Source organism: Streptomyces sp. NPDC033131, from assembly GCF_055578365.1.
Window position 1 is genome coordinate 40850 of the sequence record NZ_JBVIPA010000039.1, and the last position, 19760, is coordinate 60609.

The window sequence follows — 19760 nt, forward strand, 5'->3', positions numbered from 1 at the left end:
ACCTGGGCCCCTGAGTCCCGCGCCATCGTGCTGCCGGGTTCGTCCGGAGTGGTCCCCGCGGGCCAGGGCGGCCGATACCGTTGGCGCAGAAGCCAGTTCAGCCCTCCTGGAGCCCTCGATGAGCGAACAGCCGGCCCCCGCCGACCACGCCCGGCAGCAGTTGGAGCCCGCGGCCGCCGACGCGGTCCGCGCGTACGCCGCCAAGACCCGCGAGAACGCCGACCGGTTCGCCGCCGCCCTGGAGGACATCGCGGAAAACGGACTGCCCTCGGTGGAGGACTGCACGCCGTGGGAGGAACTGCGCGAGGCCCACCTCACCCGCCTCGCTCGTCAGCGCCCGGCCGTCGCCTGATGGCCCCGCACCAAGGCCCACACCGCGCCAGGATCGCCTTCTCCGACGCCGCCGCGAAGCAGCTGGAGAACATCACCAGCGAGGCGGAGATGCACGCCCTGGACCGCGCCCTGGTCGTCATCTCCGTCGAACCGGACGCCGGCGAACCGATTCCCGACGACGCCACCGGCCCCCAACTGCGCCAGTACACCGACGAATTCGAGTCCGTCCGCGTCCTGTACTTCGTCACCGCGCTGCGCACCGTCGTGGTCGTCGCGTACATCGAGGTCTAGCCCGCGCAGGCCAGTGCGCAACCGCGCCTTGCCCTCGTGCCTCCGCACGCTCCGAGACCGGTCGACAGGAGGGGAGGTCGGGACACTTTTCAGGGCTCATGTGCTGAGTGCGGTGCGCAGGGTGGTGGCCATCAGTTCGATGGCCTCCTTGCCGGAGGGCACCGGGCCCGTGTGGGTGAAGTAGTGATCGACGGCCTCGAAGACGCGGTGGGTGACCGGGACGCCCGCGGCCTCGAGGGCCTTGGCGTAGGCGTCGCCCTCGTCGCGCAGGCGGTCGTACTCCGCGGTGATGACCAGGGCGGGCGGCAGCCCGGCAAGGTCGTCGGCCAGGGCGGGCGAGACGAGCGGGTCGGCGCGGTCGTCCGGATCGGGGACGTAGGCGGCATTGAAGAGCCGCATGAGGCCGGGACTGAGCAGCGGTTTGGCGAGGGGGGAGAACTTGGTGGAGGGTTCGGCGAGCTGGTCGAGCGGTGCGGAGTCGATGATCTGGAGCCGGGGCGCGAAGGTGCCGCGGTCCCGGGCCATGCGGCAGACCACGGCGGTGAGGTTGGCCCCGGCGCTGTGTCCGCCCACGGCGAGTCGCGAGCCGTCCCAGTTGTTCGCGTGGCCGTTCTCGGCGATCCACGCGGTGACGTCGTACGCCTGGGTGACGGCCGCGGGGAACGGCCGTTGCGGGGCGACGGCGTAGTCCACGTTGACGACGACACAGCCGGCTCTGGCGGCTATGTAGCGGCAGATGTGGTCGTCCTGTTCAGGGCGGCCGACGACGAAGCCCCCACCGTGGAAGTTGACGTACACGGGGGCGAGGGTTCCCGTGACGGCCGCGGGGCGATAGACGGTGCAGGTCACCGGTCCGGCGCCGGTCTCCACCTGGAGGGTTTCGGTGCGCTTCGGGATGTCGGTGAAGCGCAGGTCCTTGTGCACGCGGGACATCACGCCGCCGAGGAACAGCTGGATCCCCCTGGCCTGGACTCGCTGACTGAATGACATGCCTGGTCCGTTCGTCGTTACAACCTTAAAATAACAGGATTCCTGATAATGAATGCCCTCGCTGCGTCGCGCAAGAGTGGCGCGGAGTCCTGTGACAGGTGAGTCCGCGAGGGAGGCGGCGAAGAGCAGCACTGATCCATGACAGGCGGACAGGCGCCGCCACCTTGGACGTCGCATCAGGGCGCGTACGGCCCGACGGCGGCGTCAGGTGGATCAGTCAGAGGGACGGCGACACTAGACATACAGGTCTGAAGCGGAGCACTCTTGGGCACATGCCCCGGTTCAGGACCTTCTGGCAGATAGCTGACGCACTTCCGGACTCGCACCTCGTGCAAGCCCTCTGGACTCCCGTGCCGAGTGGCATCCGCAGCGATCACCTCATCCTCGTGGGGCATGTCTCTCCCACGCTGCTGGCGGAGCTGGACGAGTTCTTCCGGCACCTGGCGCACTCGAACCTGTACGTGCTGCGCCCCGAGCTGGCGGCCGACCCGCCGGAGTTCCGCGTTCAGTACGAGCGGGTGGATCCTGACCGGTTGCCTCTCCGTACCTTCGGCGTCCGGATCAGCCGGGATCACAAGGACTACACGTTCTGTGTCCGTGCGGACATGATGTCGGCGGCCCTGGTCAACGAGATCAACACGGACTTCCAGCCGCTACAGGCGGGCGCGCTGCGCATGCGGAGCAGTGTCCCCGAGGCTGCGACGCCGGTCGATCAGCAGGCGGTCGGCGCGCGCTTCGGGCCGCGCCAGGCGGTGCAGTGGGGCGTCAGCCCGGCCGACGCGCCGACCGTGGCCACCACCGTCCAGTCGTACGTCTCGTAGGACACCGGAGCGTCCCGCCCCTCGCCCGTCGCGACAGACGCGGGTGCGCCCCGGCCAGGTCGAGCGGCCGGGCCGGGCCGGCCACCCCTTTACTTTGACGCCCCCTCGGACATGTGACTGCCCGGCGGCTCGACTGCCCGAGCCGCACCGGGCTCCTGCAGACCCTTGCGGGAGCGCAGCCACCAGTCGCGCATGCCCCACAGGACGAGCGCGCCGTAGATGACGTAGACGAAGCCGGAGAAGGCGTAGCCGTTGGCGAAGTTCAGCGGGACGCCGACCAGGTCGACCAGCAGCCAGGCGAACCAGAACTCGACCATGCCGCGGGCCTGGGCGTACATGGCGACGATGGCGCCGACGAAGATGTACGCGTCCGGCCAGGGATCCCAGGACAGGGTCGGGTAGGCCTTGAACAGGAGGGCCACCGCGACCGTGCCGACTGCGGCGGCGGCCACCATCGCCGCACGCTCGCGCCAGGTGGCGAACCGCGGGGTGATCTGGCCGTCCTCGGACCGGTCCTTGTCGCGGTTCCACCGCCACCAGCCGTACCCGGCGACGGCCATGACGACGGCCTGCTTGCCGGCGCTGCCGGTCAGGTGGCCGTAGAAGGCCCCGAAGAGGACGAGGCCGGACAGGAACTGGACGGGCCAGGTCCACAGGGAGCGGCGCCAGCCGAGGGCGAGGGCGACCAGGCCGAGGATGTTGCCGACCATGTCCGACCACAGGATGTGCTGGCCGAAGAGGACGAACGCCTCTGAGTTCAGCCAGTTCACCGGGCGACCACGCTGGATTCATATGAGTGGGGTGTGAGCCCGCCGTCCGGCAGGTCGTCGGATATGAGGTTTCGGAACCGATTCATACGCCACAGCTTCGGCCGTTTATACCCCTACTGTCCAGACTTACACCTGAAAAGGCCATATTTACAGAAAAAAGGGACCCGCTCCGCCGGATCGGCGCGCCCCTCCGAAAACCGGCAGGCGTCCCAGTGGCGGGTCATGAGAGGGTGCGGTTCGATCCGGCATGGGGGGAAGTAGTGGGCCTGATCTGCAGCGCGGGTCACAGCGGAGTGGGACACCGGCCATGGCCCGATGTACTCCCGGCCCAATGACCTCGCCGCCTACTTCGACACCATCGCAATGGGCCTGTGACAGGACCGGATCACCAGCCCGATCCCCTTCCCCTACGCCCTCAGGAAGCCCGAGAAGAGGAACTGATGACTCGTCGCCCACCCCTTCCCCCGTTCACACGTGAGACGGCCATCGAGAAGGTCCGGCTGGCGGAGGACGGCTGGAACACCAGAGACCCCGAACGGGTGGCTCTTGCCTATACGCAGGATTCACGCTGGCGGAACCGGGCCGAGTTCGCCACCGGGCGCGACGAGATCGTGGCCCTCCTGCGACGCAAGTGGGCCAGGGAGCTCGACTACCGGCTGGTCAAGGAACTGTGGGGCTTCACCGACAACCGGATTGCGGTCCGGTTCGCCTACGAGTGGCGTGACGACGCCGGCAACTGGTTCCGCTCGTACGGGAATGAGAACTGGGAGTTCGACGAGGACGGCCTCATGCGAACCAGACACGCCAGCATCAACGATCTACCGATCCGGGAATCGGAGCGGAAGTTCCACTGGCCACAGGGACGCCGCCCCGACGACCACCCGAGCCTGAGCGAACTCGGCCTCTGAAGACCCGCCGGCTTGGCGTTGAGCGTCAGCTCGCCAACTCCGGTGAAGCACCGCCAACAAGCCTGAGCGGTCGCACGCGTGTGGCTGTGTGCTTCAGCTGGCATGTCCGGCCAACTGAAGCACACACAGGGTTCGTTCGGCGCCTATGAGCTTTGCGCCTTCCTCAGTCCCGTTCTCGCTCCACCGGAAGCCACAGCTCGGCGTCGGCTTCGGTCTTGTCCGGTGACAGGCGGGTGCGCAGGATCTCGGGGCCGGGACGGCTGCGATACGGGTTGGACGGGAACCACTGCGTGAACACGTCCCGCCACAGATCCTGGATGGCCTGCGGCGCCGGCCCGGAGGTGGTGAAGACCGCCCAGGTCCCGGCCGGGACAGGCAGGACGGTCGTGCCTTCCGGAGCGGACGCTGACGTGATCACCCCATGGTAGTAGTCGAGTTCGGTCCCTTCGGCACGGCTGGGGTCCAGGTCGTCGCAGACCGAGACGATGCCCTGCGGCTCCTGGTCCGACAACTTCTCCAGGCGCTCCGAGGCCTGCGGTTCGATCCCGCGAACGAAGTCGATGATCGCCTGGTTCGGCCCCGCGTGCACCAGAGGCACCCTGGCCTTGAGGCCGACGACGGTGAAGGCCGGCTTGTCCACTACGCGATAGCGCATGCTACTGCTCCCCTCGACGGTGAGACGGAAGGACAACCGGGGCTGGGAGACGAGCGCGGTGCCGCTGCGCCGGGCCTCGCCCGGCCCGACACCGTGCATGGCGCGAAACGCCCGGGCGAAGGTCTCGCCCGAGCCGTAGCCGTAGCGGACCGCGATCTCCAGCAACGACTCGCGCCGGGCGAGTACCTCGGCACCCGCGACGGTGAGCCGACGGCGCCGGATGTACTCCGACAGCGGCATTCCCGCGAGCGCGGAGAACATCCGGCGCAGGTGGTACTCCGAGGTGGCCGCCATGCGTGCCAACTCGGCCACGTCGATGGGCTGGTCGAGGTGGCGATCGATGTGCTCCATGGTCTGGTTGAGCCGCTCCAGCACGCCCGCTCTCCTTCCTCTTTACGATCACCACGCTAGGCAGCACCCATCCTTACGGACCCGACATCCTGTGCCCGATCAGGTCGGGTGCGGCCACAGCCCGCAGGTCGAGCACGGCGGCGCTCCGGTCTCCACTTCCACTGGCCGGAGACGATCTCCCACCGCCACTGCTTCCTGATCGGTCGTCAAATCCAAACGACGTCGTCTCGAAGGACTCTCATTGGATTCATCGCAGGGTGAGCGGGGTCTCGGAGTCGACGCGGGACAGCTTCTCCGGGTTGCGGACGAAGTAGAGGCCCGTGATGCGGGCGTCCTCGACCCGGATCGCGATGATGCCGTCGATCTCGCCGTCCAGGTGTACGAGGAGTGCCGGGTGGCCGTTGACCACGGTGGGGTCGAGCGTGAGCGAGATTCCGGGCTTGCCGGTTCCGCCGACGATGAGGCGGGCCACCTTGTCGGCGCCGATGATCGGCCGCAGCGCAGCGTGCTTGACGCCGCCGCCGTCGCCCATGTAGACGACCTCGGGGGCGAGCACGTCGAGGAGGCCCTGAAGGTCCCCGGTTTCCAGCGCGCGCTGGAACGACTCCAGGGCCGCCCGGGTCTCTCCCGGGGAGACCACCTTGCGAGGGCGGCGGGCGTCGACGTGCCGGCGGGCGCGGTGGGCGATCTGGCGGACGGCCGCGGGGCTCTTGTCGACGGCGGCCGCGATCTCCTCGTAGCCGACATCGAAGGCCTCGCGCAGCACGAACACGGCTCGCTCCGTCGGCGACAGCGTCTCAAGGACGAGCATCATCGCCATCGACACACTCTCGGCGAGCTCCACGTCCTCGGCCACGTCCGGTGCGGTGAGCAGCGGCTCGGGCAGCCAGGGTCCGACGTACGCCTCCTTGCGGCGCGTCATGGTGCGCAGCCGGTTGAGGGCCTGCCGGGTCGTGATCCGGACCAGGTAGGCGCGGTGGTCGCGCACCTGCTCCAGGTCGACGTTGACCCATCGCAGCCAGGTTTCCTGGAGGACGTCTTCGGCGTCGGCGACCGATCCGAGCATTTCGTAGGCGACGGTGAAGAGCAGGTTGCGGTGGGCGACGAACGTCTCGGTCGCCGGGTCAGCGGCGTGATCGCTCATCTCCCGCCCTCTCTCCTTCGCGGCCGGCCCAGGGTGCCCAAGGCCTTCAAACGTGCATCCACAACAAGGTCCTTTCCGTTGGCAGCCGTTCGATCTTGACTCATCTGTCCGGTGCGATCGAGAGTGGGACACCGCGAGTGCCTGCCTAGGCTGCCCGTTCAGCGGTGGCCGGCGCCTCGCCGAGCCCGGCCTGCAGCAACTGCCGGCGCTTGGCACCTCCTGACACGAGGTGCAGCCGGTACGAACCCGGCTTGCCTGCCTCGTCGGCCAGGTGCGTGGTGATGCTCTTGCACACGAACTCCTTGATCCTGGCGCCCAGGCGGCCGTCGATGTGGAACCACACCGCGACGTCATACCGGTGGGCGAACTGGAAGATGCCGGCGCCTCGGCCTAGGCTGATGCACTGGCCCGCGAACGTCTGGTTGAGGGTCGCGGGCTGCTCACCCGCGATACGGCTGAGCACCGTGTCGGCGGCCCGCGCGCCCAGCGGTATCGCTGCCTGGCAGCTCATCCGCAGCGGCAGGCCTGACGGCGCCGCCGAGTCCCCGGCCGCAACGATGCGAGCGTCGTCCGTGCTGGTCAGGGTCTCGTCCGTGAGCAGGCGGCCCAGGGCGTCGGTGCTCAGCCCGCTGCGCACGGCCAGGTCCGGCACGCCGAATCCGGCGGTCCAGATGGTCACCTGGCTCGGCAGCTCGCGGCCGTCAGCGAGCCGCACGGCGTCGCGGGTCACCGCCGTCACCTTCGTCTCGGGGCCGTCGAGCACCGTCACACCGAGCTTGGCCAGCCGCCCGGCCACCGAGCGTCGGCCCCGAGGGTGCAGGTACGGGCCGAGCACCCCTCCGCAGACCAGGGTCACTGCACGGCCGGCCTCCGCCAGCTCGGCGGCGGTCTCGATCCCGGTCGGACCGGCTCCAACCACTGTCACCGCGGCCGTCGCGGGGGCGGCGTCGAGGGCCGGCCGCAGCTGGCCCGCCTCCTCGAAGGTGGCAATCGGGTAGGCGAACTCGGCCGCCCCGGGCACCCCCGGATCGGCGCTGCCACTGCCCACCGCGTACACCAGGTAGTCGTAGCCGACCGTCCCCCCGGCCGCCAGCGTCACACTGCGCCCGGCCGCGTCGATCCGTGCCACGGTGTCGACCACCAGTCGGACGCGCTCGCCCAGGACCTCCCGGTAGTCGACGACCGCGCCGTGGGACCCGCCCACCAGTTGGTGCAGGCGGACCCGATGAACGAAGGTCGGGCGCGGGTTGATCAGTGTCACCGTCACGTCCTCGCGCTGCGTCAGTCGATTGGCCGCCATGACGCCGGCGTACCCGCCGCCGATCACGACCACATCGGTGTTCTCAGCCATGGTGTCTCCTCCGCTTCAAGGGTTCGGACACAAGACACCGCCTCATCGATCGCTGTGACAGCGTGTGAGGCAGATCACTCTCCGGGCGTGACCGCCTGGCCGGACCGGCCTGACGATGGAGACAGTCACCGGGCGCTGTCACGGCTTGGCCGGGTTCGCCGCCACGCAGCTCGTGGCGACCAGCGGCCGGCCGGGGCAGGGCGTCGACGGCTCGGGCAGCAGGCTCGGTGCACTGTGTCGGCGGGCCGCGGAGCGCTCCGACCCGCTGCGACGCGGATGAGTCCGCATCGATCACGGCGAGACCATCGGCCTGCCCTCGGGGTGCCTTGGCGCACCGCCCCTCTGTCGGACCAGGCCCTGACCGCTGCCCGCGACGGCCTCCGGGCGCAGCAGGGCGGCGAGCCGTTCTGCGCGCAGCAGGCCTCTCTCCAGGACGAGTTCCTCGTCGGAGGGCACGTACTGGTCGTGGCCCTTTTCGTGGCCCAGCAGCTCCAACGCCCGGTTGGCGACGACCTGGTTGGCGTTCATGTTCGTCGAGGTGTCGGCGCCGCCCTGGATGACGTCGACGACGAACTCGTCGTGCAGCTTGCCCTCGCGGATCTCCCGACAGGCCTCGACGATCGCGGCGGCCTTCCTCGGCTCCAGCAGGCCGAGCTCCTCCTCCCGGCCTTCCTGGATGCGGTTCAGGCGTGGACGTACGTGGGTGCGGCAACATGCCGCCGGACCGGAAAGCCGCGGAGACGTCCCAGGACCCTTGCTTGGGAAGTCCCCGCGGCTTCGACGCCGTCGGCACCGCCCTCGGCTCAGAGCAGCTTGTCCTTGGCCTTGTAGTAGGCGCCGCCGAACGGCAGGAACCAGGGGGTGCCGTTGTAGAAGGGGACGGGCACCTTCGGGAAGCCGAGGCCGCGCAAGGGGTTGGCCTCCGGCTTGCCGTCCATCATCTCGGCGACGGCGCGGCCCATGTAGGTGGCCATCTGGACGCCGTGACCGCAGTAACCCATCGAGTAGTACAGGCCGTTGACGTCACCCGCGTGCGGGATACGGTCCCAGGAGAAGCCGACCATGCCGCCCCAGACGTAGTCGATCCGCGTCCCGGCCAGCTGCGGGAAGATCTCCGTCATCTCCCGCTTGAGGATGTCGCCGCTCTTGATGTCGGAGGCCGGATTGGAGGGGGCGAAGCGGGCCCGGCCGCCGAAGGCGAGGCGGTTGTCGGGGGTGAGGCGGACGTAGTGGCCGACGTTCTTGTGCGCGACCAGCAGGCGGCCGTTGGGGATGAGCTCCTTGGCGCGCTGCTCCCCCAGCGGCTCGGTGACGATGATGAAGCTGCCGACGTTGATCAGCCGCTTGCGGAACCACGGCATCGACTTGTCGGTGTAGGCGTGGGCATGACGTGGCCCGCGCGGTGCGCGAGGAGGCGTATGTCAGGGCAGGACCGCCGTCATCGCACAGGCACCGCGAGGTACTGGTACTCCAGGAACTCGTCGAGCCCGACCCGGCCGCCCTCGCGGCCCAGCCCGGACTGCTTGACGCCGCCGAAGGGGGCGGCCGGGTTGGAGACGAGGCCGGTGTTGAGGCCGACCATGCCGACCTCCAGACGCTCGCTGACGCGCAGGGCGCGGTCCAGGCCCTCGGTGAAGACGTAGCCGACGAGACCCCAGGGGGTGTCGTTGGCCCGGCGGATCACCTCGTCCTCGTCGTCGAAGGTGAGGATCGCCGCGACCGGGCCGAAGATCTCCGTGTCCATCAGCCGGCTGTCGGAGGCGACGTCCGTGAGCACGGTCGGCGGGTAGAAGCAGCCCGGCCCCTCGGGCGTACGGCCGCCGACGAGCACCCGGGCGCCGCGCTCCACCGCGTCGGCCACCAGTTCCTCGACCTTGGCCCGTCCGACCCTGTCGATCAGCGGGCCGACGTCGACACCGTCCCGGGTGCCGGGGCCCACGACCAGCGCGCCCATGCGCTCGGCCAGGCGCCGCCCGAACTCCTCCGCCACGGAGCTGTGGACGAAGAAGCGGTTGGCGGCGGTGCAGGCCTCGCCCATGTTGCGCATCTTCGCGACCATCGCGCCGTCGACCGCCTTGTCCAGGTCGGCGTCCTCGAAGACGATGAACGGCGCGTTCCCGCCCAGCTCCATCGAGGTCCGCACGACCGCCTCCGCGCTCTGGGCGAGCAGCAGCCGTCCGACGTCGGTGGAGCCGGTGAAGGAGAGCTTGCGAATCCGCCCACCGCGCAGGAGCGGTTCGCACACCTCCCCCGCACGGGAGGTGGTGACGACGTTGAGCACGCCGTCCGGCAGCCCGGCCTCCTTGAGGATCGCGGCGAGAGCCAGGCTGGACAGAGGGGTCTGCGGGGCAGGCTTGAGGATCATCGTGCAGCCGGCGGCGATCGCCGGGCCGATCTTGCGGGTGCCCATGGCCAGCGGGAAGTTCCACGGGGTGATCAGCAGACAGGGCCCGACCGGGCGACGGGACAGCAGCATGCGGTTGCGGCCGTCGGGCAGGACGCCGTGGCCGCCCTCGATACGGACGGCCTCCTCGGAGAACCAGCGGAAGAACTCGGCCGCGTACGCCACCTCTCCCCTGGCCTCGGCCAGCGGCTTGCCCATCTCGGCCGTCATCAGGTGGGCCAGCTCGTCGGTGCGCTCGACGACGAGCTCGTACGCCCGGCGCAGGATCTCGCTGCGCACCCGGGGCGCCGTACGGGCCCACTCCTCCTGCGCCTGGACGGCGGCCTCCTCGGCGCGCTGGGCGTCCTTGGCGCCGGCGTCGGCGACGTGGGCGAGGATCTCACCGGTCGCGGGGTCGTCGACGGGCATGGTGGCGCCGTCCGAGGCGTCCGACCAGGTCCCGCCGATGAACAACTGCGTGGGTGTGTCGGTCATGGGGTTCCTCCTGGTAGATCGGCGGTGGGGTCGAGCAGCTCCGCGAGGTGCAGGGCCCGGATGCCCCGGTCGCCGGCGAGGTGGTCGATCTGGGTGGCGCAGCTGAAACCGTCGGCCACCACGACCGTCGGCATGTTGTCGTCGATGCCGTCGAGGCGTGGCTTCAGAGCCAGGTCGGCGACGGCCATCGAGGTGTCGTAGTGCTGCTCCTCGAAGCCGAAGTTCCCGGCGAGTCCGCAGCAGCCCTCGGCCTCGTCGACCTTGCGTACACCCAGGCGGCCCAGCAGGTCGCGGGGTTGGCTGCCCTTGAAGGTGGCGTACTCGTGGCAGTGGGTCTGCAGGACGACCTGGACCGGCACCTCCGGCGGGGTCCAGTCCGGCGCGGCCAGGTCGGTCAGGGCGCCGGTGAAGGTGTGGACGCGGGCCGCGACGCGCTGGGCGGCGTCGGTGCCGAGCAGTTCGGGCACGTCACGCTTGAGGGCGGCGGCGCAGCTGGGTTCGGCCACGATGATGGGCCGGTCGTCGCCGTTGTCGAGGTGGGCGACCGTACGGGCCATGACGCGGCGGGCGGTGGACAGCTGGCCGGTGCTGACCCAGGTCAGTCCGCAGCACAGGCCGTCCTGAGCCGTGCAGGGGATGCCGGCATCGGCGAGCACGCAGCTCGCGGCGCCCGCCACCTCGGGGCGGAAGGCGCGGGTGAAGCTGTCGACGAAGAGCAGGGCCTTGGCCGGCTCACCGGTCCTCGCCTTGAGCAGGGCCCGGCGAAGCGCGTGCCGGGAGGCGAAGGCCGGGATCCGGCGCTTCGTGGTCACGCCGCCGAGCCGGGCGAGCAGTGTGCCGACCCCTCCGCGCAGCAGCGCGTTGACCGGGCGGGCGGCGAATTGGGCGAGGGCCGAGGTCAGCGGCAGCCAGCCCAGCGAGTAGTGGGAGCGGGGCCGGATCCTGCCCTTGTAGTGCTGGTGCAGGAACTCCGCCTTGTACGTGGCCATGTCGACGCCGACCGGGCAGTCGCTGGAGCACGCCTTGCAGGACAGGCACAAATCGAGGGCGTCGCGCACCTCCGTCGAGCGCCAGCCGTCCTGGACGAGGTCGCCCCGCACCATTTCCTGGAGCAGCCGGGCCCGGCCCCGCGTGGAGTCGCTCTCCTCCCCGGTGGCCCGGTAACTGGGACACATCACGCCGCCCGCGTCGCTGCGGCAGCGGCCGACGCCGACGCAGCGGCGCACCGCGCCCGCGAAACCGTCCTCGTCGTGCGGGAAGGAGAAGAGGCTCTCGACGGGCAGCACGTCGGAGGGCGTGTGCAGCGCGAGGTCGGCGTCGAGGCGGGCCGGGGCCACGATGACGCCGGGGTTCAGCAGCCCTTCGGGGTCGAAGATCTCCTTGAAGGCGGCGAACGTCCGGATCATGCGATGGCTGTACATGACCTCCAGCAGCTCGCCGCGCGCCCGTCCGTCCCCGTGCTCGCCCGACAGCGAGCCGCCGTGCGAAACCACGAGCGCGGCCGCCTCACCGAGGAAACGGCGGGTCGCGGCCCGGCCGGCGTCCGTGGCGAGGTCGAAGTCGATGCGTACGTGGACACAGCCCGCGCCGAAGTGGCCGTACAGCACCCCGGTCAGGCCGTGGGAGGCCAGCAGCTTGCGGAAGTCCCGCAGGTAGGCGGCCAGGTCCTCGGGCGCTACCGCCGCGTCCTCCCAGCCCGGCCACGACTCCCCGCCGTCCACCAGACGGGCGGCGAGCCCGGCCCCGTCCTCGCGGACCCGCCACAGTGAACGCCGTTCGGCAGGGCTCTGAACGACCCGGCCTCCGGTCATCCGGCCCTGGGCCTTGAGCACGTCGAGCAGTTCGGCGGCGCGGGCGTCGACCGCCGCCTGCTCGTCGCCGTCGAGTTCGACGTACAGCCAGGCCCGCCCCTCGGGCAGTCCGGTCACGGAGCCCGGGCCGCGGCGGGCGCGCATGGTGGCGACGATGGCCTCGTCCATGCCCTCCACGGCGGTGGGGTTCCAGCGCAGGATCTCGGGGACGTCCTCGGCGGCGTCGACCACGTCGTCGTAGCCGAGCGTGAGGAGTGTGGAGGCCTGTGCGGTCGCCACCAGGCGGACCGTCGCGGCGGTGACGACCGCACAGGAGCCTTCGGTGCCCACCAGGGCACGGGCCATGTCGAAGCCGTGTTCGGGCAGCAGGTGGTGCAGCTGGTAGCCGGAGACCTGACGGGGGACGCGGCCCAGCTCGGTGCGGATCGGCGCCAGGCTGGCGTCGATCAGGCGCCGCACGTCCGCTTCCAGACGCGCGACGCGCTGCACGGCGTCCGGGTCGTCCGGGTCGACGGCGTGCAGGCCGGTGCGGTCGGCGACGGCTCGCACGCCGTCGGCCGTCACGATCTCCAGCGCCTCGATGTGCGTACTGGTACGCCCGTGCCGCACCGACCGGTTGCCGCACGCGTCGTTGCCGATCATGCCGCCGAGGGTGCAGCGGCTGTGCGAGGAGGGGTCGGGGCCGAAGGTGAGCCCGTGCGGGGCGGTCGCGCCGCGCAGCGCGTCCAGGATCACGCCGGCCTCGACACGTGCGGTGCCCGCCACCGGTTCGATGTCCAGGATCCGGTTCATGTACCGGGAGAAGTCCAGGACGACACCCGGTCCGACCGCGTTGCCCGCCATGCTGGTGCCGCCGCCGCGCGCGGTGACCGGGACGCCCGCCTCCCGGCAGGCCCGCAGCACCGCGACCACGTCGTCGGCGTCGCGGGGGAAGACCACGGCCCGCGGCGGAACACGGTAGTTGGAGGCGTCGCAGGCGTAGGGACCGGTGGAGCCCGCGCCCGTCTCCACCCGCAGGCCGGGAGCGGTCTCGGTGAGCCGCGCGACCAGCGGCTCCAGTGGCGTGGCGGTGTCCGTCATGGCCGTGCCGCTCCCGATGTGCCGGCCTCGACCGCGGCCGCCCACGACCGAAGGCCCTCGTCCACCGCCGTCTCGTCGATGACCAGCGCCGGGATCATCCGTACGACCTGGTTCCAGGCCCCGCACAGCAGCAGGAGCAGGCCCTCGTCGATCGCGGCGCGCTGTACGCGGGCGGCGGTGTCGGGGTCGGGGCTGCCGTCCTCGGTGACGAACTCGGAGGCCAGCATCAGCCCGAGGCCCCGTACGTCGCCGATGCCCGGCGTGCGGTCGGCCACCGCCTCAAGGCCCTGGCGCAGGCGCGCCCCCATCGCCTCGGCGTTCTCGACGAGCTTCTCGTCGCGTACGACGTCGAGGGTGGCGACGGCCGCCGCGCAGGCCACCGCGTTGGCGCCGTACGTGCCGCCCTGCGAGCCCGGCCACGCCCTGGCCATCAGCTCCTCGGAGGCGGCGATGCCGGACAGTGGGAAGCCGCTGGCCAGGCCCTTGGCGGTGACGAGGATGTCGGGGGTGACGCCGAAGTGGTCGTGGCCCCAGAAGCGGCCGGTGCGGCCGACGCCGGTCTGCACCTCGTCGAGGATGAGGAGGAAGCCGTGCCGGTCGGCCCGCTCCCGCAGGCCTTGCATGAACGTCCGGGTGGCGGGGACGTAGCCGCCCTCGCCGAGCACCGGCTCGACGATGATCGCGGCCGTGTCGGCGGGCGACGAGATCGTCTGCAGGGTGTAGTCGAGCTCCTTCAGAGCGAAGCGGGTCGCGGTCTCCTCGTCCCAGCCGTAGCGGTAGGCCGACGGGAAGGGGGTGACGACCACGCCGCTCATCAGCGGGGAGAAGCCGGACCGGAAGCGGGTGCCGGACGTCGTCATGGAGGCGGCGGCCACCGTACGGCCGTGGAAGCCGCCGTGGCAGACGATGACGTTGGGACGGCCGGTGGCCTGACGTGCCAGCCGCAGCGCGGACTCGACGGCCTCGCTGCCGGAGTTGGTGAAGAACAGGCTGTCCAGCCCGGCCGGCAGCACTTCGCCCAGCTTCTCGACGAGCTGCCGCAGCGGCCGGTGCATGACGGTCGTGTACTGGCCGTGCACCAGCGTGCCCACCTGCTCCTGCGCCGCCGCCACGACCTTCGGGTGGCAGTGCCCGGTACTGGTGACGCCGATGCCGGCGGTGAAGTCGAGGTAGCGGCGGCCGTCCTCGCCGTAGAGGTGAACGCCCTCGCCCCGGACCGCCACCACGGGCGTGGCCTGGCGAAGGTGCGGCGACAGTGCGGTCATGTTCGTCTCCCGGCCTCGATGTTCGGTCTGCTGCGGTATCCCGAGCATCTCCACGGACCAGGGGGGTGCCAACGTGCGATGTGTCCGGTCGGGCCGCGACATCCGGACGTTGTGTCAGTCCCTCCGAGGGCTGTGTGGAGTGCTCATCGGGGGCAGGGCGGGTTCCGACTGCTCATAGACCGCTCTTGCGCAGGTCAGCCACGCTTGTCACAGTGACCGGACACTCCCGGGCACGGAGCCGTGCCCGGGCAGGGGACCCCATGGAGACACCGTGAACGACAGCCATCCGGCCGGCCATGGACCCACGCGCGCACTCACCGTCGCCGACGTCCTGGCCCTTCCCGTCCTGGCCGCCGGACAGCCCCAGGTCGTCACCGGCGTGCCCCACCTGGAGCGGCCCGTCGGGTGGGTCCACATCACCGAACTGACCGACCCCGCGTCCTTCCTCAAGGGCGGCGAACTCGTCCTGACCACCGGAATGCCGCTCCCGGACGACGTGGCCGGCGTGCGCCGGTACGTCGACGAACTCGCCGACGTCGGGGCCGCGGCGCTGGTCATCGAACTCGTACGTCGCTATCACCGCCCGCCGGACGCACTCGTGGACGCCTGCCGCCTGCGCGGCCTTCCCCTCGTCACGCTCGCCAAGGACGTCAACTTCCTGGAGGTCACCCAGGTCGTGCACGCCCTCCTGCTCGGCAACCAGGCGGACGTGATGCGCCGCACCCAGCGCATCCACGAGGTGTTCACCGCCCTGACCCTGCGCGGTGCCGGCCCGGAGGACGTGGTGCGTGCGGCGGCGGAGATGTGCGGCCGCACGGTCGTCCTGGAGAACCTGGTGCACCAGGCACTGATCTGCGAACCGTCCGGAGGCACGGTGGAGGAGGCGCTCACCGGTTGGGAACAGCGCTCCAGAGCCACCGGGACCGACGACCACACGGCCACCCGCGGGCGGGCGGGCTGGCTCACCGCTCCCGTCGAGTACCAGGGCGAGCGCTGGGGCCGTGTGGTCATGCTTCCGGCCCGCACCGACGGCCCCGCCTTCGGGCCGGAGGACATCACCGTGCTGGAGAGGACCGCGATGGCACTGACCGTCGCCCGCCTCATCCATTCCACCCCCTGGGAACGCACCGCACACCGAAACGCCCTGCGCGACCTGGTCGACCAGCGCCACCGCTCCGCCGAGGACGCCCGCGCCCGCTGCGCCGCGCTGGGACTGCCGACCGACCACAGCCGGTTCGTCGCGACCCTGGTGGACCTCCGCGCAGGCAGCGGGGGAACCGAACCCGAGACCCGCCTGTTCCAGGAGCTCCGGACGGCCGGCGTCTCGGCCCTCGTCGGTGAGCTGGCCCCCGACCGTCTCGGCATCCTGCTGGCTCTGCGTCCCTCCCAGCCCTGGCGCCCCATCGTCGAACGACTCTGCACCACCGCCCTCAGCCTGGCCCCGCAAGCCGTGGTGAGCGTCGGCTCGGAGATCACGGACCTCTCCGACACCGCCCGCTCGTTCCGCGAGGCGGCCCGCGTCGCCGAGGCCACCCCACCCGGCCAGCCCCTCCCCCCGGACCGGTCCTTCCACGAGCTGTCCGACATCGGCCTGCACCGCCTGCTGTACGCCCTCCGGGAGGACACCCGGATCCAGGAGTACGCCGAACAGCAGCTCGGGCGACTCATCGATCACGACACCCAGCACGGCACCGACCTGCTGACGACCCTGCGCCACTACCTCGAAGCGGCCGGCAACAAGACCACCGCCGCACGCCGGGGCGGCCTCTCCCGCGAAACCATGTACCAACGCCTGCGCACCATCGAGCGTCTCCTCGACCGCGACCTGGAGTCCGGCGAACAGCGCACCGAACTCCACGCGGCTCTCATGGCACTCGATGTGCTGCGAGCCCACTGACGGACTGACGGGGAACAAGCTGCGGCCTCGGCCCCGAACGAGGCACGGGTTCAGTGAGTTGTCTGCCTCCGCAGTGGCGTGTCGCCCCCGTCGGCGCGGCGGGCTCGGCCTGGTGGTGGAGGTCCGTGACCCGGAGGTCACCGCACACGCCAAGGCGCCTTCGCCGCTTCGCCTGCGTCGCGAGGTCGGCGAGCGCCGCATCGAGCTCGGCGCGCCGATCAGGATGCGCCGCACCACCCGACGCGCCTGGAGCCGCCAGGAGGCCCGATTCACTGTGGCGGCGGCCGTCGAACCTGGTCCTCTCCCCTACCGCATCACATGGCTCTCCGATCGCCGGAGGTGACCTACTTGCCATCCGCCACCCGCCCCGATAACATTATGAACGTAAGCTAAATGACCGTAATCCAGTTAGCTCAAGGAGCCTGTGATGGCGACAACCCGGCCGGTGGCACTCGTGACGGGAGCGTCATCGGGTATCGGCAAGACAACAGCCGGCGCCCTCGTCGCAGCGGGCTTCGAGGTGATCGGCACCGGCCGGAAGACCTCGGGACTCACCCCGCCCTCCGGCGTGACGTATCTCGACCTCGACGTGGCCAGCGACGACTCCGCCGCCGCCGTGGTCGAGCAGGTGATCGAACGGTTCGGGAGGATCGACGTCCTCGTCAACAATGCCGGCATCGGCTCAGCCGGTGCCGCCGAGGAGAACTCCATTGCCCGCGCCGAGAGCATCTTCGACATCAACTTCTTCGGCCTCCTCCGCATGACCAAGGCCGTCCTGCCGCACATGCGGGCGCAGGGAGGCGGACGCGTCATCAACCTCTCCTCCGTCCTCGGGATCACCCCCCAGCCGTTCATGGCCCTCTATGTGGCGGCGAAGCACGCTGTCGAGGGCTACTCCGAGTCCTTGGACCACGAGGTCCGCGAGCAGGGCATCCGGGTCCTCCTCGTCCAGCCCGCCTACACCAAGACCAGCTTCGAGGCCAACGCCGCGCAGCCCGACACCCCGCTGCCCCTGTACGCGGAGCGGCGGCGCATCTTCGACGAGGTCATCGCAGCGGCGATGAAGAAGGGCGACGACCCCGCCGTCGTCGCCAAGGTCATCGTCACGGCAGCCACCGACCCGAAGCCGAAACTGCGCTACACCGCCGGCCCCCTCGCCTCACGCGTCAGCACAGCGCGCCGCCTCGTCCCCGCCGGCCTCTTCGACGCGCAGATCCGCAAACTCAACCGGCTGCCCGGCTGACACCGCCCCCTGCCCAGCGACCTCGCAGAGCACGACCGGGGCGCACAGCGCGCACAGCGAAATCCTCCCCTCGGGCACGTTGGGGGCGTGGCATCGGACGGGCGTCCCGGGCAGCACAACCCGGCCAAGGAGACGAATGATGACCACGAACGCCACGCCCGGTGACGCCCTGCACGGCCCCGGACTGACCGACGTTCGCGACATGGTCATGGCACATAACGCGTTCCGCCGTGCCCTGAGTTCCAGCGCATCACTGGTGAGCGCGGTCAACGACGGTGACCGTAAGCGAGCCGGCGTGGTCGCCGACCACCTGGAACTGATGCTCGACATGCTCGTCCACCACCACGAGGGCGAGGACGTGTTGCTGTGGCCGGTGCTGCTGCAGCGTGTGCCCGGGGAACTGGCTCCCCTGGTGCACCTGATGCAGTCCCAGCACGAGGCGGTGCACGGGATGCTCGACGAGGTCACCGCCCTGATTCCGTGCTGGCGAGTCAGCCCCACCAGCGCGGCCAGCAGCCGGCTGGCCGACCACGTCGAGCACCTCCTCGTCCTCCTGGAGGAGCATCTGCAGGACGAGGAGAAGCACCTCCTGCCGGTCGCCGCAAGCACCGTCACCCAGCCCGAGTGGGACGCCGTCACCGAGCACAACCTCCAAGCGCTCTCGCTGCCGAAAGTTCCCATGGTCTTCGGCCTGTTCATGGAGGTCGGTGACCCGGAGATCATCGGGCAGCAACTAGCCAAGGCGCCTGCGCCGATCCGTCTGCTGCTGCGTCTCACCGCCCGCCCAGCCTGGCGCCGCTACCAGGCCCGCGTGCTCGACGCCTGACGATCGCCCGGCCGCATCGACTGCAGCCCAATGGCCCGTTGAGCCAGGAGTATCCGGAAGGCTTCTCCAACCTCGCCTCGTGCCGACCAGTCGGGAGAGGCAGATGGCCGAGAGCAACGGCTGCAAGACGTGCATGTCGTCCATGAAGAAGGACGCCGTCACAGGGACCACGGCTTCGCGGACGGCGGCTACCTGAGTACCGCTTGACCATGGCGCGGAAGCGGACGGGGGCGGATTCGCTGCCGCTCTGAGTTTGGCCCACCTGTTCAACTAGGTCGTCGGAGTGGACCCGGACAGGGGGATGATCGACGAAGCCCGGCGTGGGGCCGCGGAGCGCAAAGTGACGGGGAAGGCGCAGTGGGTCCAGGCCCGCGCCGAGGACATGCCCGCAGGGCTGGGGAAGTTCACCGTCGCGACCTTCGCCCAGTCCTTCCACTGGATGGATCGCGACCTGGTGGCGGCAAACACCAAGGACATGCTCCAGCCTGGCGGGGCGCTGGTGCACATCGCTGACGTGAAAACGGAGACTCGAAGCGTCGACGGTCTGCCGTATCCAGCGGAGCCCTCCGCGGCGATCGAGGAGCTGGTCCGGCACTACCTCGGGGCGGTCCGGCGAGCCGGCCGGGGCGTGCTGCCCCAGGGGACACCGGGCGGTGAGGCCGCGGTGTTCGCCCGGGCGGGATTCTCCGGCCCATGTCGTTCCCGGCGGCCGGCCTCTGGAACGCACAGCTGACGACGTCGTCGCCGGGGTGTTCTCGATGTCATTCTCGGCCCTGCCCCTGTTCGGCCCTCGCCGCGCCGACTTCGAGGCAGACCTGCGTCGACTCCTGCGAGAGACCTCGCCGTCGGGCCGGTTCTCCGAACGCCAACCGAGCACCGAGGTCTTCGTATGGTGGAAGGACTCCGCCGAACCGGCACCGCTGCCCGCCGCATGACCTCTTCCGCGCATGCCGACTCGGGCGATCGCACCGTCCTGAGAACACTGGCCGCCTCCGGTTCCTGAAGAGGCGTTCCTTCCACGGCGCGGCCGAGAACTGCCATAGGTCGCCCTCGCGCGGCGTAGATCCGCGGCCTCGCTCGGGTCAGCCACGTCAGAGTCGATCAGCGTCTGCCTGCGCACCCTTCCCGGGTGAGAGCCGCGCAGGC

The 19760-nt window shown here is 70.4% G+C and carries 15 protein-coding genes and 3 pseudogenes; 8 read left to right on the plus strand and 10 right to left on the minus strand.

The window, feature by feature from the left end; genetic code table 11:
* The first annotated feature begins 118 nt into the window (after positions 1-118).
* Positions 119-352: a hypothetical protein gene (locus ACZ5XS_RS35815; protein WP_468658512.1), complete on the plus strand. Its 234-nt coding sequence runs from the start codon at positions 119-121 to the stop codon at positions 350-352.
* Entirely contained in the window at positions 352-624 is a 273-nt protein-coding gene (locus tag ACZ5XS_RS35820; protein WP_468658514.1) for a hypothetical protein, read from the plus strand. The genes ACZ5XS_RS35815 and ACZ5XS_RS35820 overlap by 1 nt, the downstream gene beginning before the upstream one ends.
* Before the next feature lie 96 nt (positions 625-720).
* Here ACZ5XS_RS35820 and ACZ5XS_RS35825 read toward each other — a convergent pair whose 3' ends face one another.
* The gene (locus ACZ5XS_RS35825) at positions 721-1614 is read right to left on the minus strand and encodes an alpha/beta hydrolase (protein WP_468658515.1); all 894 of its coding nucleotides are present in this window, start codon (positions 1612-1614) and stop codon (positions 721-723) included.
* Positions 1615-1886: 272 nt separating this feature from the next.
* Between ACZ5XS_RS35825 and ACZ5XS_RS35830 the strand changes: the two genes are divergently transcribed.
* The gene (locus ACZ5XS_RS35830; protein WP_468658517.1) at positions 1887-2435 is read left to right on the plus strand and encodes a hypothetical protein; all 549 of its coding nucleotides are present in this window, start codon (positions 1887-1889) and stop codon (positions 2433-2435) included.
* A gap of 89 nt (positions 2436-2524) precedes the next feature.
* Here the strand turns inward: ACZ5XS_RS35830 and ACZ5XS_RS35835 are convergent, their stop codons facing one another.
* Positions 2525-3205: a nicotinamide mononucleotide transporter family protein gene (locus ACZ5XS_RS35835; RefSeq protein WP_468658519.1), complete on the minus strand. Its 681-nt coding sequence runs from the start codon at positions 3203-3205 to the stop codon at positions 2525-2527.
* 440 nt (positions 3206-3645) lie between these two features.
* Here ACZ5XS_RS35835 and ACZ5XS_RS35840 point away from each other — a divergent pair, with 440 nt between their 5' ends.
* Positions 3646-4113, plus strand: a complete 468-nt coding sequence (locus ACZ5XS_RS35840) for a nuclear transport factor 2 family protein (RefSeq protein ID WP_468658521.1) — start codon at positions 3646-3648, stop codon at positions 4111-4113.
* Between the two features lie 163 nt (positions 4114-4276).
* Here ACZ5XS_RS35840 and ACZ5XS_RS35845 read toward each other — a convergent pair whose 3' ends face one another.
* From ACZ5XS_RS35845 to ACZ5XS_RS35880, 8 genes and pseudogenes are all read right to left on the minus strand, one after another.
* Positions 4277-5143 (minus strand): AraC family transcriptional regulator, encoded by an 867-nt coding sequence (locus tag ACZ5XS_RS35845; RefSeq protein WP_468658523.1) that lies wholly within the window; start codon positions 5141-5143, stop codon positions 4277-4279.
* 223 nt (positions 5144-5366) lie between these two features.
* The gene (locus tag ACZ5XS_RS35850; RefSeq protein ID WP_468658524.1) at positions 5367-6263 is read right to left on the minus strand and encodes an RNA polymerase sigma-70 factor; all 897 of its coding nucleotides are present in this window, start codon (positions 6261-6263) and stop codon (positions 5367-5369) included.
* A gap of 145 nt (positions 6264-6408) precedes the next feature.
* Positions 6409-7614 carry an NAD(P)/FAD-dependent oxidoreductase gene (locus ACZ5XS_RS35855; protein WP_468658526.1) on the minus strand — a complete coding sequence of 402 codons (1206 nt, stop codon included), beginning with the start codon at positions 7612-7614 and terminating at the stop codon, positions 6409-6411.
* Positions 7615-8043: 429 nt separating this feature from the next.
* Positions 8044-8277, minus strand: a pseudogene (locus tag ACZ5XS_RS35860) (lyase family protein); the annotation flags it as partial.
* 140 nt (positions 8278-8417) lie between these two features.
* Positions 8418-8996, minus strand: a pseudogene (locus ACZ5XS_RS35865) (NAD(P)/FAD-dependent oxidoreductase); the annotation flags it as partial.
* A gap of 56 nt (positions 8997-9052) precedes the next feature.
* Positions 9053-10492: an NAD-dependent succinate-semialdehyde dehydrogenase gene (locus ACZ5XS_RS35870; protein ID WP_468658528.1), complete on the minus strand. Its 1440-nt coding sequence runs from the start codon at positions 10490-10492 to the stop codon at positions 9053-9055.
* Positions 10489-13383 carry an FAD-binding and (Fe-S)-binding domain-containing protein gene (locus ACZ5XS_RS35875; protein ID WP_468658530.1) on the minus strand — a complete coding sequence of 965 codons (2895 nt, stop codon included), beginning with the start codon at positions 13381-13383 and terminating at the stop codon, positions 10489-10491. The genes ACZ5XS_RS35870 and ACZ5XS_RS35875 overlap by 4 nt, the downstream gene beginning before the upstream one ends.
* A complete protein-coding gene (locus ACZ5XS_RS35880) occupies positions 13380-14648 on the minus strand; it encodes an aspartate aminotransferase family protein (RefSeq protein WP_468658532.1) in 1269 nt (422 codons plus the stop codon). The genes ACZ5XS_RS35875 and ACZ5XS_RS35880 overlap by 4 nt, the downstream gene beginning before the upstream one ends.
* A 271-nt stretch (positions 14649-14919) precedes the next feature.
* Between ACZ5XS_RS35880 and ACZ5XS_RS35885 the strand changes: the two genes are divergently transcribed.
* The 4 genes and pseudogenes from ACZ5XS_RS35885 to ACZ5XS_RS35900 all read left to right on the plus strand — a co-directional run.
* Positions 14920-16545, plus strand: a complete 1626-nt coding sequence (locus ACZ5XS_RS35885; protein WP_468658534.1) for a PucR family transcriptional regulator — start codon at positions 14920-14922, stop codon at positions 16543-16545.
* Positions 16546-16972: 427 nt separating this feature from the next.
* The gene (locus ACZ5XS_RS35890) at positions 16973-17788 is read left to right on the plus strand and encodes an oxidoreductase (protein WP_468658536.1); all 816 of its coding nucleotides are present in this window, start codon (positions 16973-16975) and stop codon (positions 17786-17788) included.
* A gap of 136 nt (positions 17789-17924) precedes the next feature.
* Positions 17925-18614, plus strand: coding sequence for a hemerythrin domain-containing protein (locus tag ACZ5XS_RS35895; RefSeq protein ID WP_468658538.1), 690 nt, complete (start codon positions 17925-17927; stop codon positions 18612-18614).
* 244 nt (positions 18615-18858) lie between these two features.
* Positions 18859-19549: pseudogene (locus ACZ5XS_RS35900) on the plus strand (class I SAM-dependent methyltransferase); the annotation flags it as partial.
* Positions 19550-19760: the final 211 nt, after the last annotated feature.

Coding starts and splice junctions, on each gene's coding strand:
- ACZ5XS_RS35815 (WP_468658512.1), top strand. CDS start 119: ATGAGCGAACAGCCGGCCCCCGCCGACCACGCCCGGCAGCAGTTGGAG.
- ACZ5XS_RS35820 (WP_468658514.1), top strand. CDS start 352: ATGGCCCCGCACCAAGGCCCACACCGCGCCAGGATCGCCTTCTCCGAC.
- ACZ5XS_RS35825 (WP_468658515.1), bottom strand. CDS start 1,614: ATGTCATTCAGTCAGCGAGTCCAGGCCAGGGGGATCCAGCTGTTCCTC.
- ACZ5XS_RS35830 (WP_468658517.1), top strand. CDS start 1,887: ATGCCCCGGTTCAGGACCTTCTGGCAGATAGCTGACGCACTTCCGGAC.
- ACZ5XS_RS35840 (WP_468658521.1), top strand. CDS start 3,646: ATGACTCGTCGCCCACCCCTTCCCCCGTTCACACGTGAGACGGCCATC.
- ACZ5XS_RS35850 (WP_468658524.1), bottom strand. CDS start 6,263: ATGAGCGATCACGCCGCTGACCCGGCGACCGAGACGTTCGTCGCCCAC.
- ACZ5XS_RS35855 (WP_468658526.1), bottom strand. CDS start 7,614: ATGGCTGAGAACACCGATGTGGTCGTGATCGGCGGCGGGTACGCCGGC.
- ACZ5XS_RS35870 (WP_468658528.1), bottom strand. CDS start 10,492: ATGACCGACACACCCACGCAGTTGTTCATCGGCGGGACCTGGTCGGAC.
- ACZ5XS_RS35875 (WP_468658530.1), bottom strand. CDS start 13,383: ATGACGGACACCGCCACGCCACTGGAGCCGCTGGTCGCGCGGCTCACC.
- ACZ5XS_RS35880 (WP_468658532.1), bottom strand. CDS start 14,648: ATGACCGCACTGTCGCCGCACCTTCGCCAGGCCACGCCCGTGGTGGCG.
- ACZ5XS_RS35890 (WP_468658536.1), top strand. CDS start 16,973: ATGGCGACAACCCGGCCGGTGGCACTCGTGACGGGAGCGTCATCGGGT.
- ACZ5XS_RS35895 (WP_468658538.1), top strand. CDS start 17,925: ATGATGACCACGAACGCCACGCCCGGTGACGCCCTGCACGGCCCCGGA.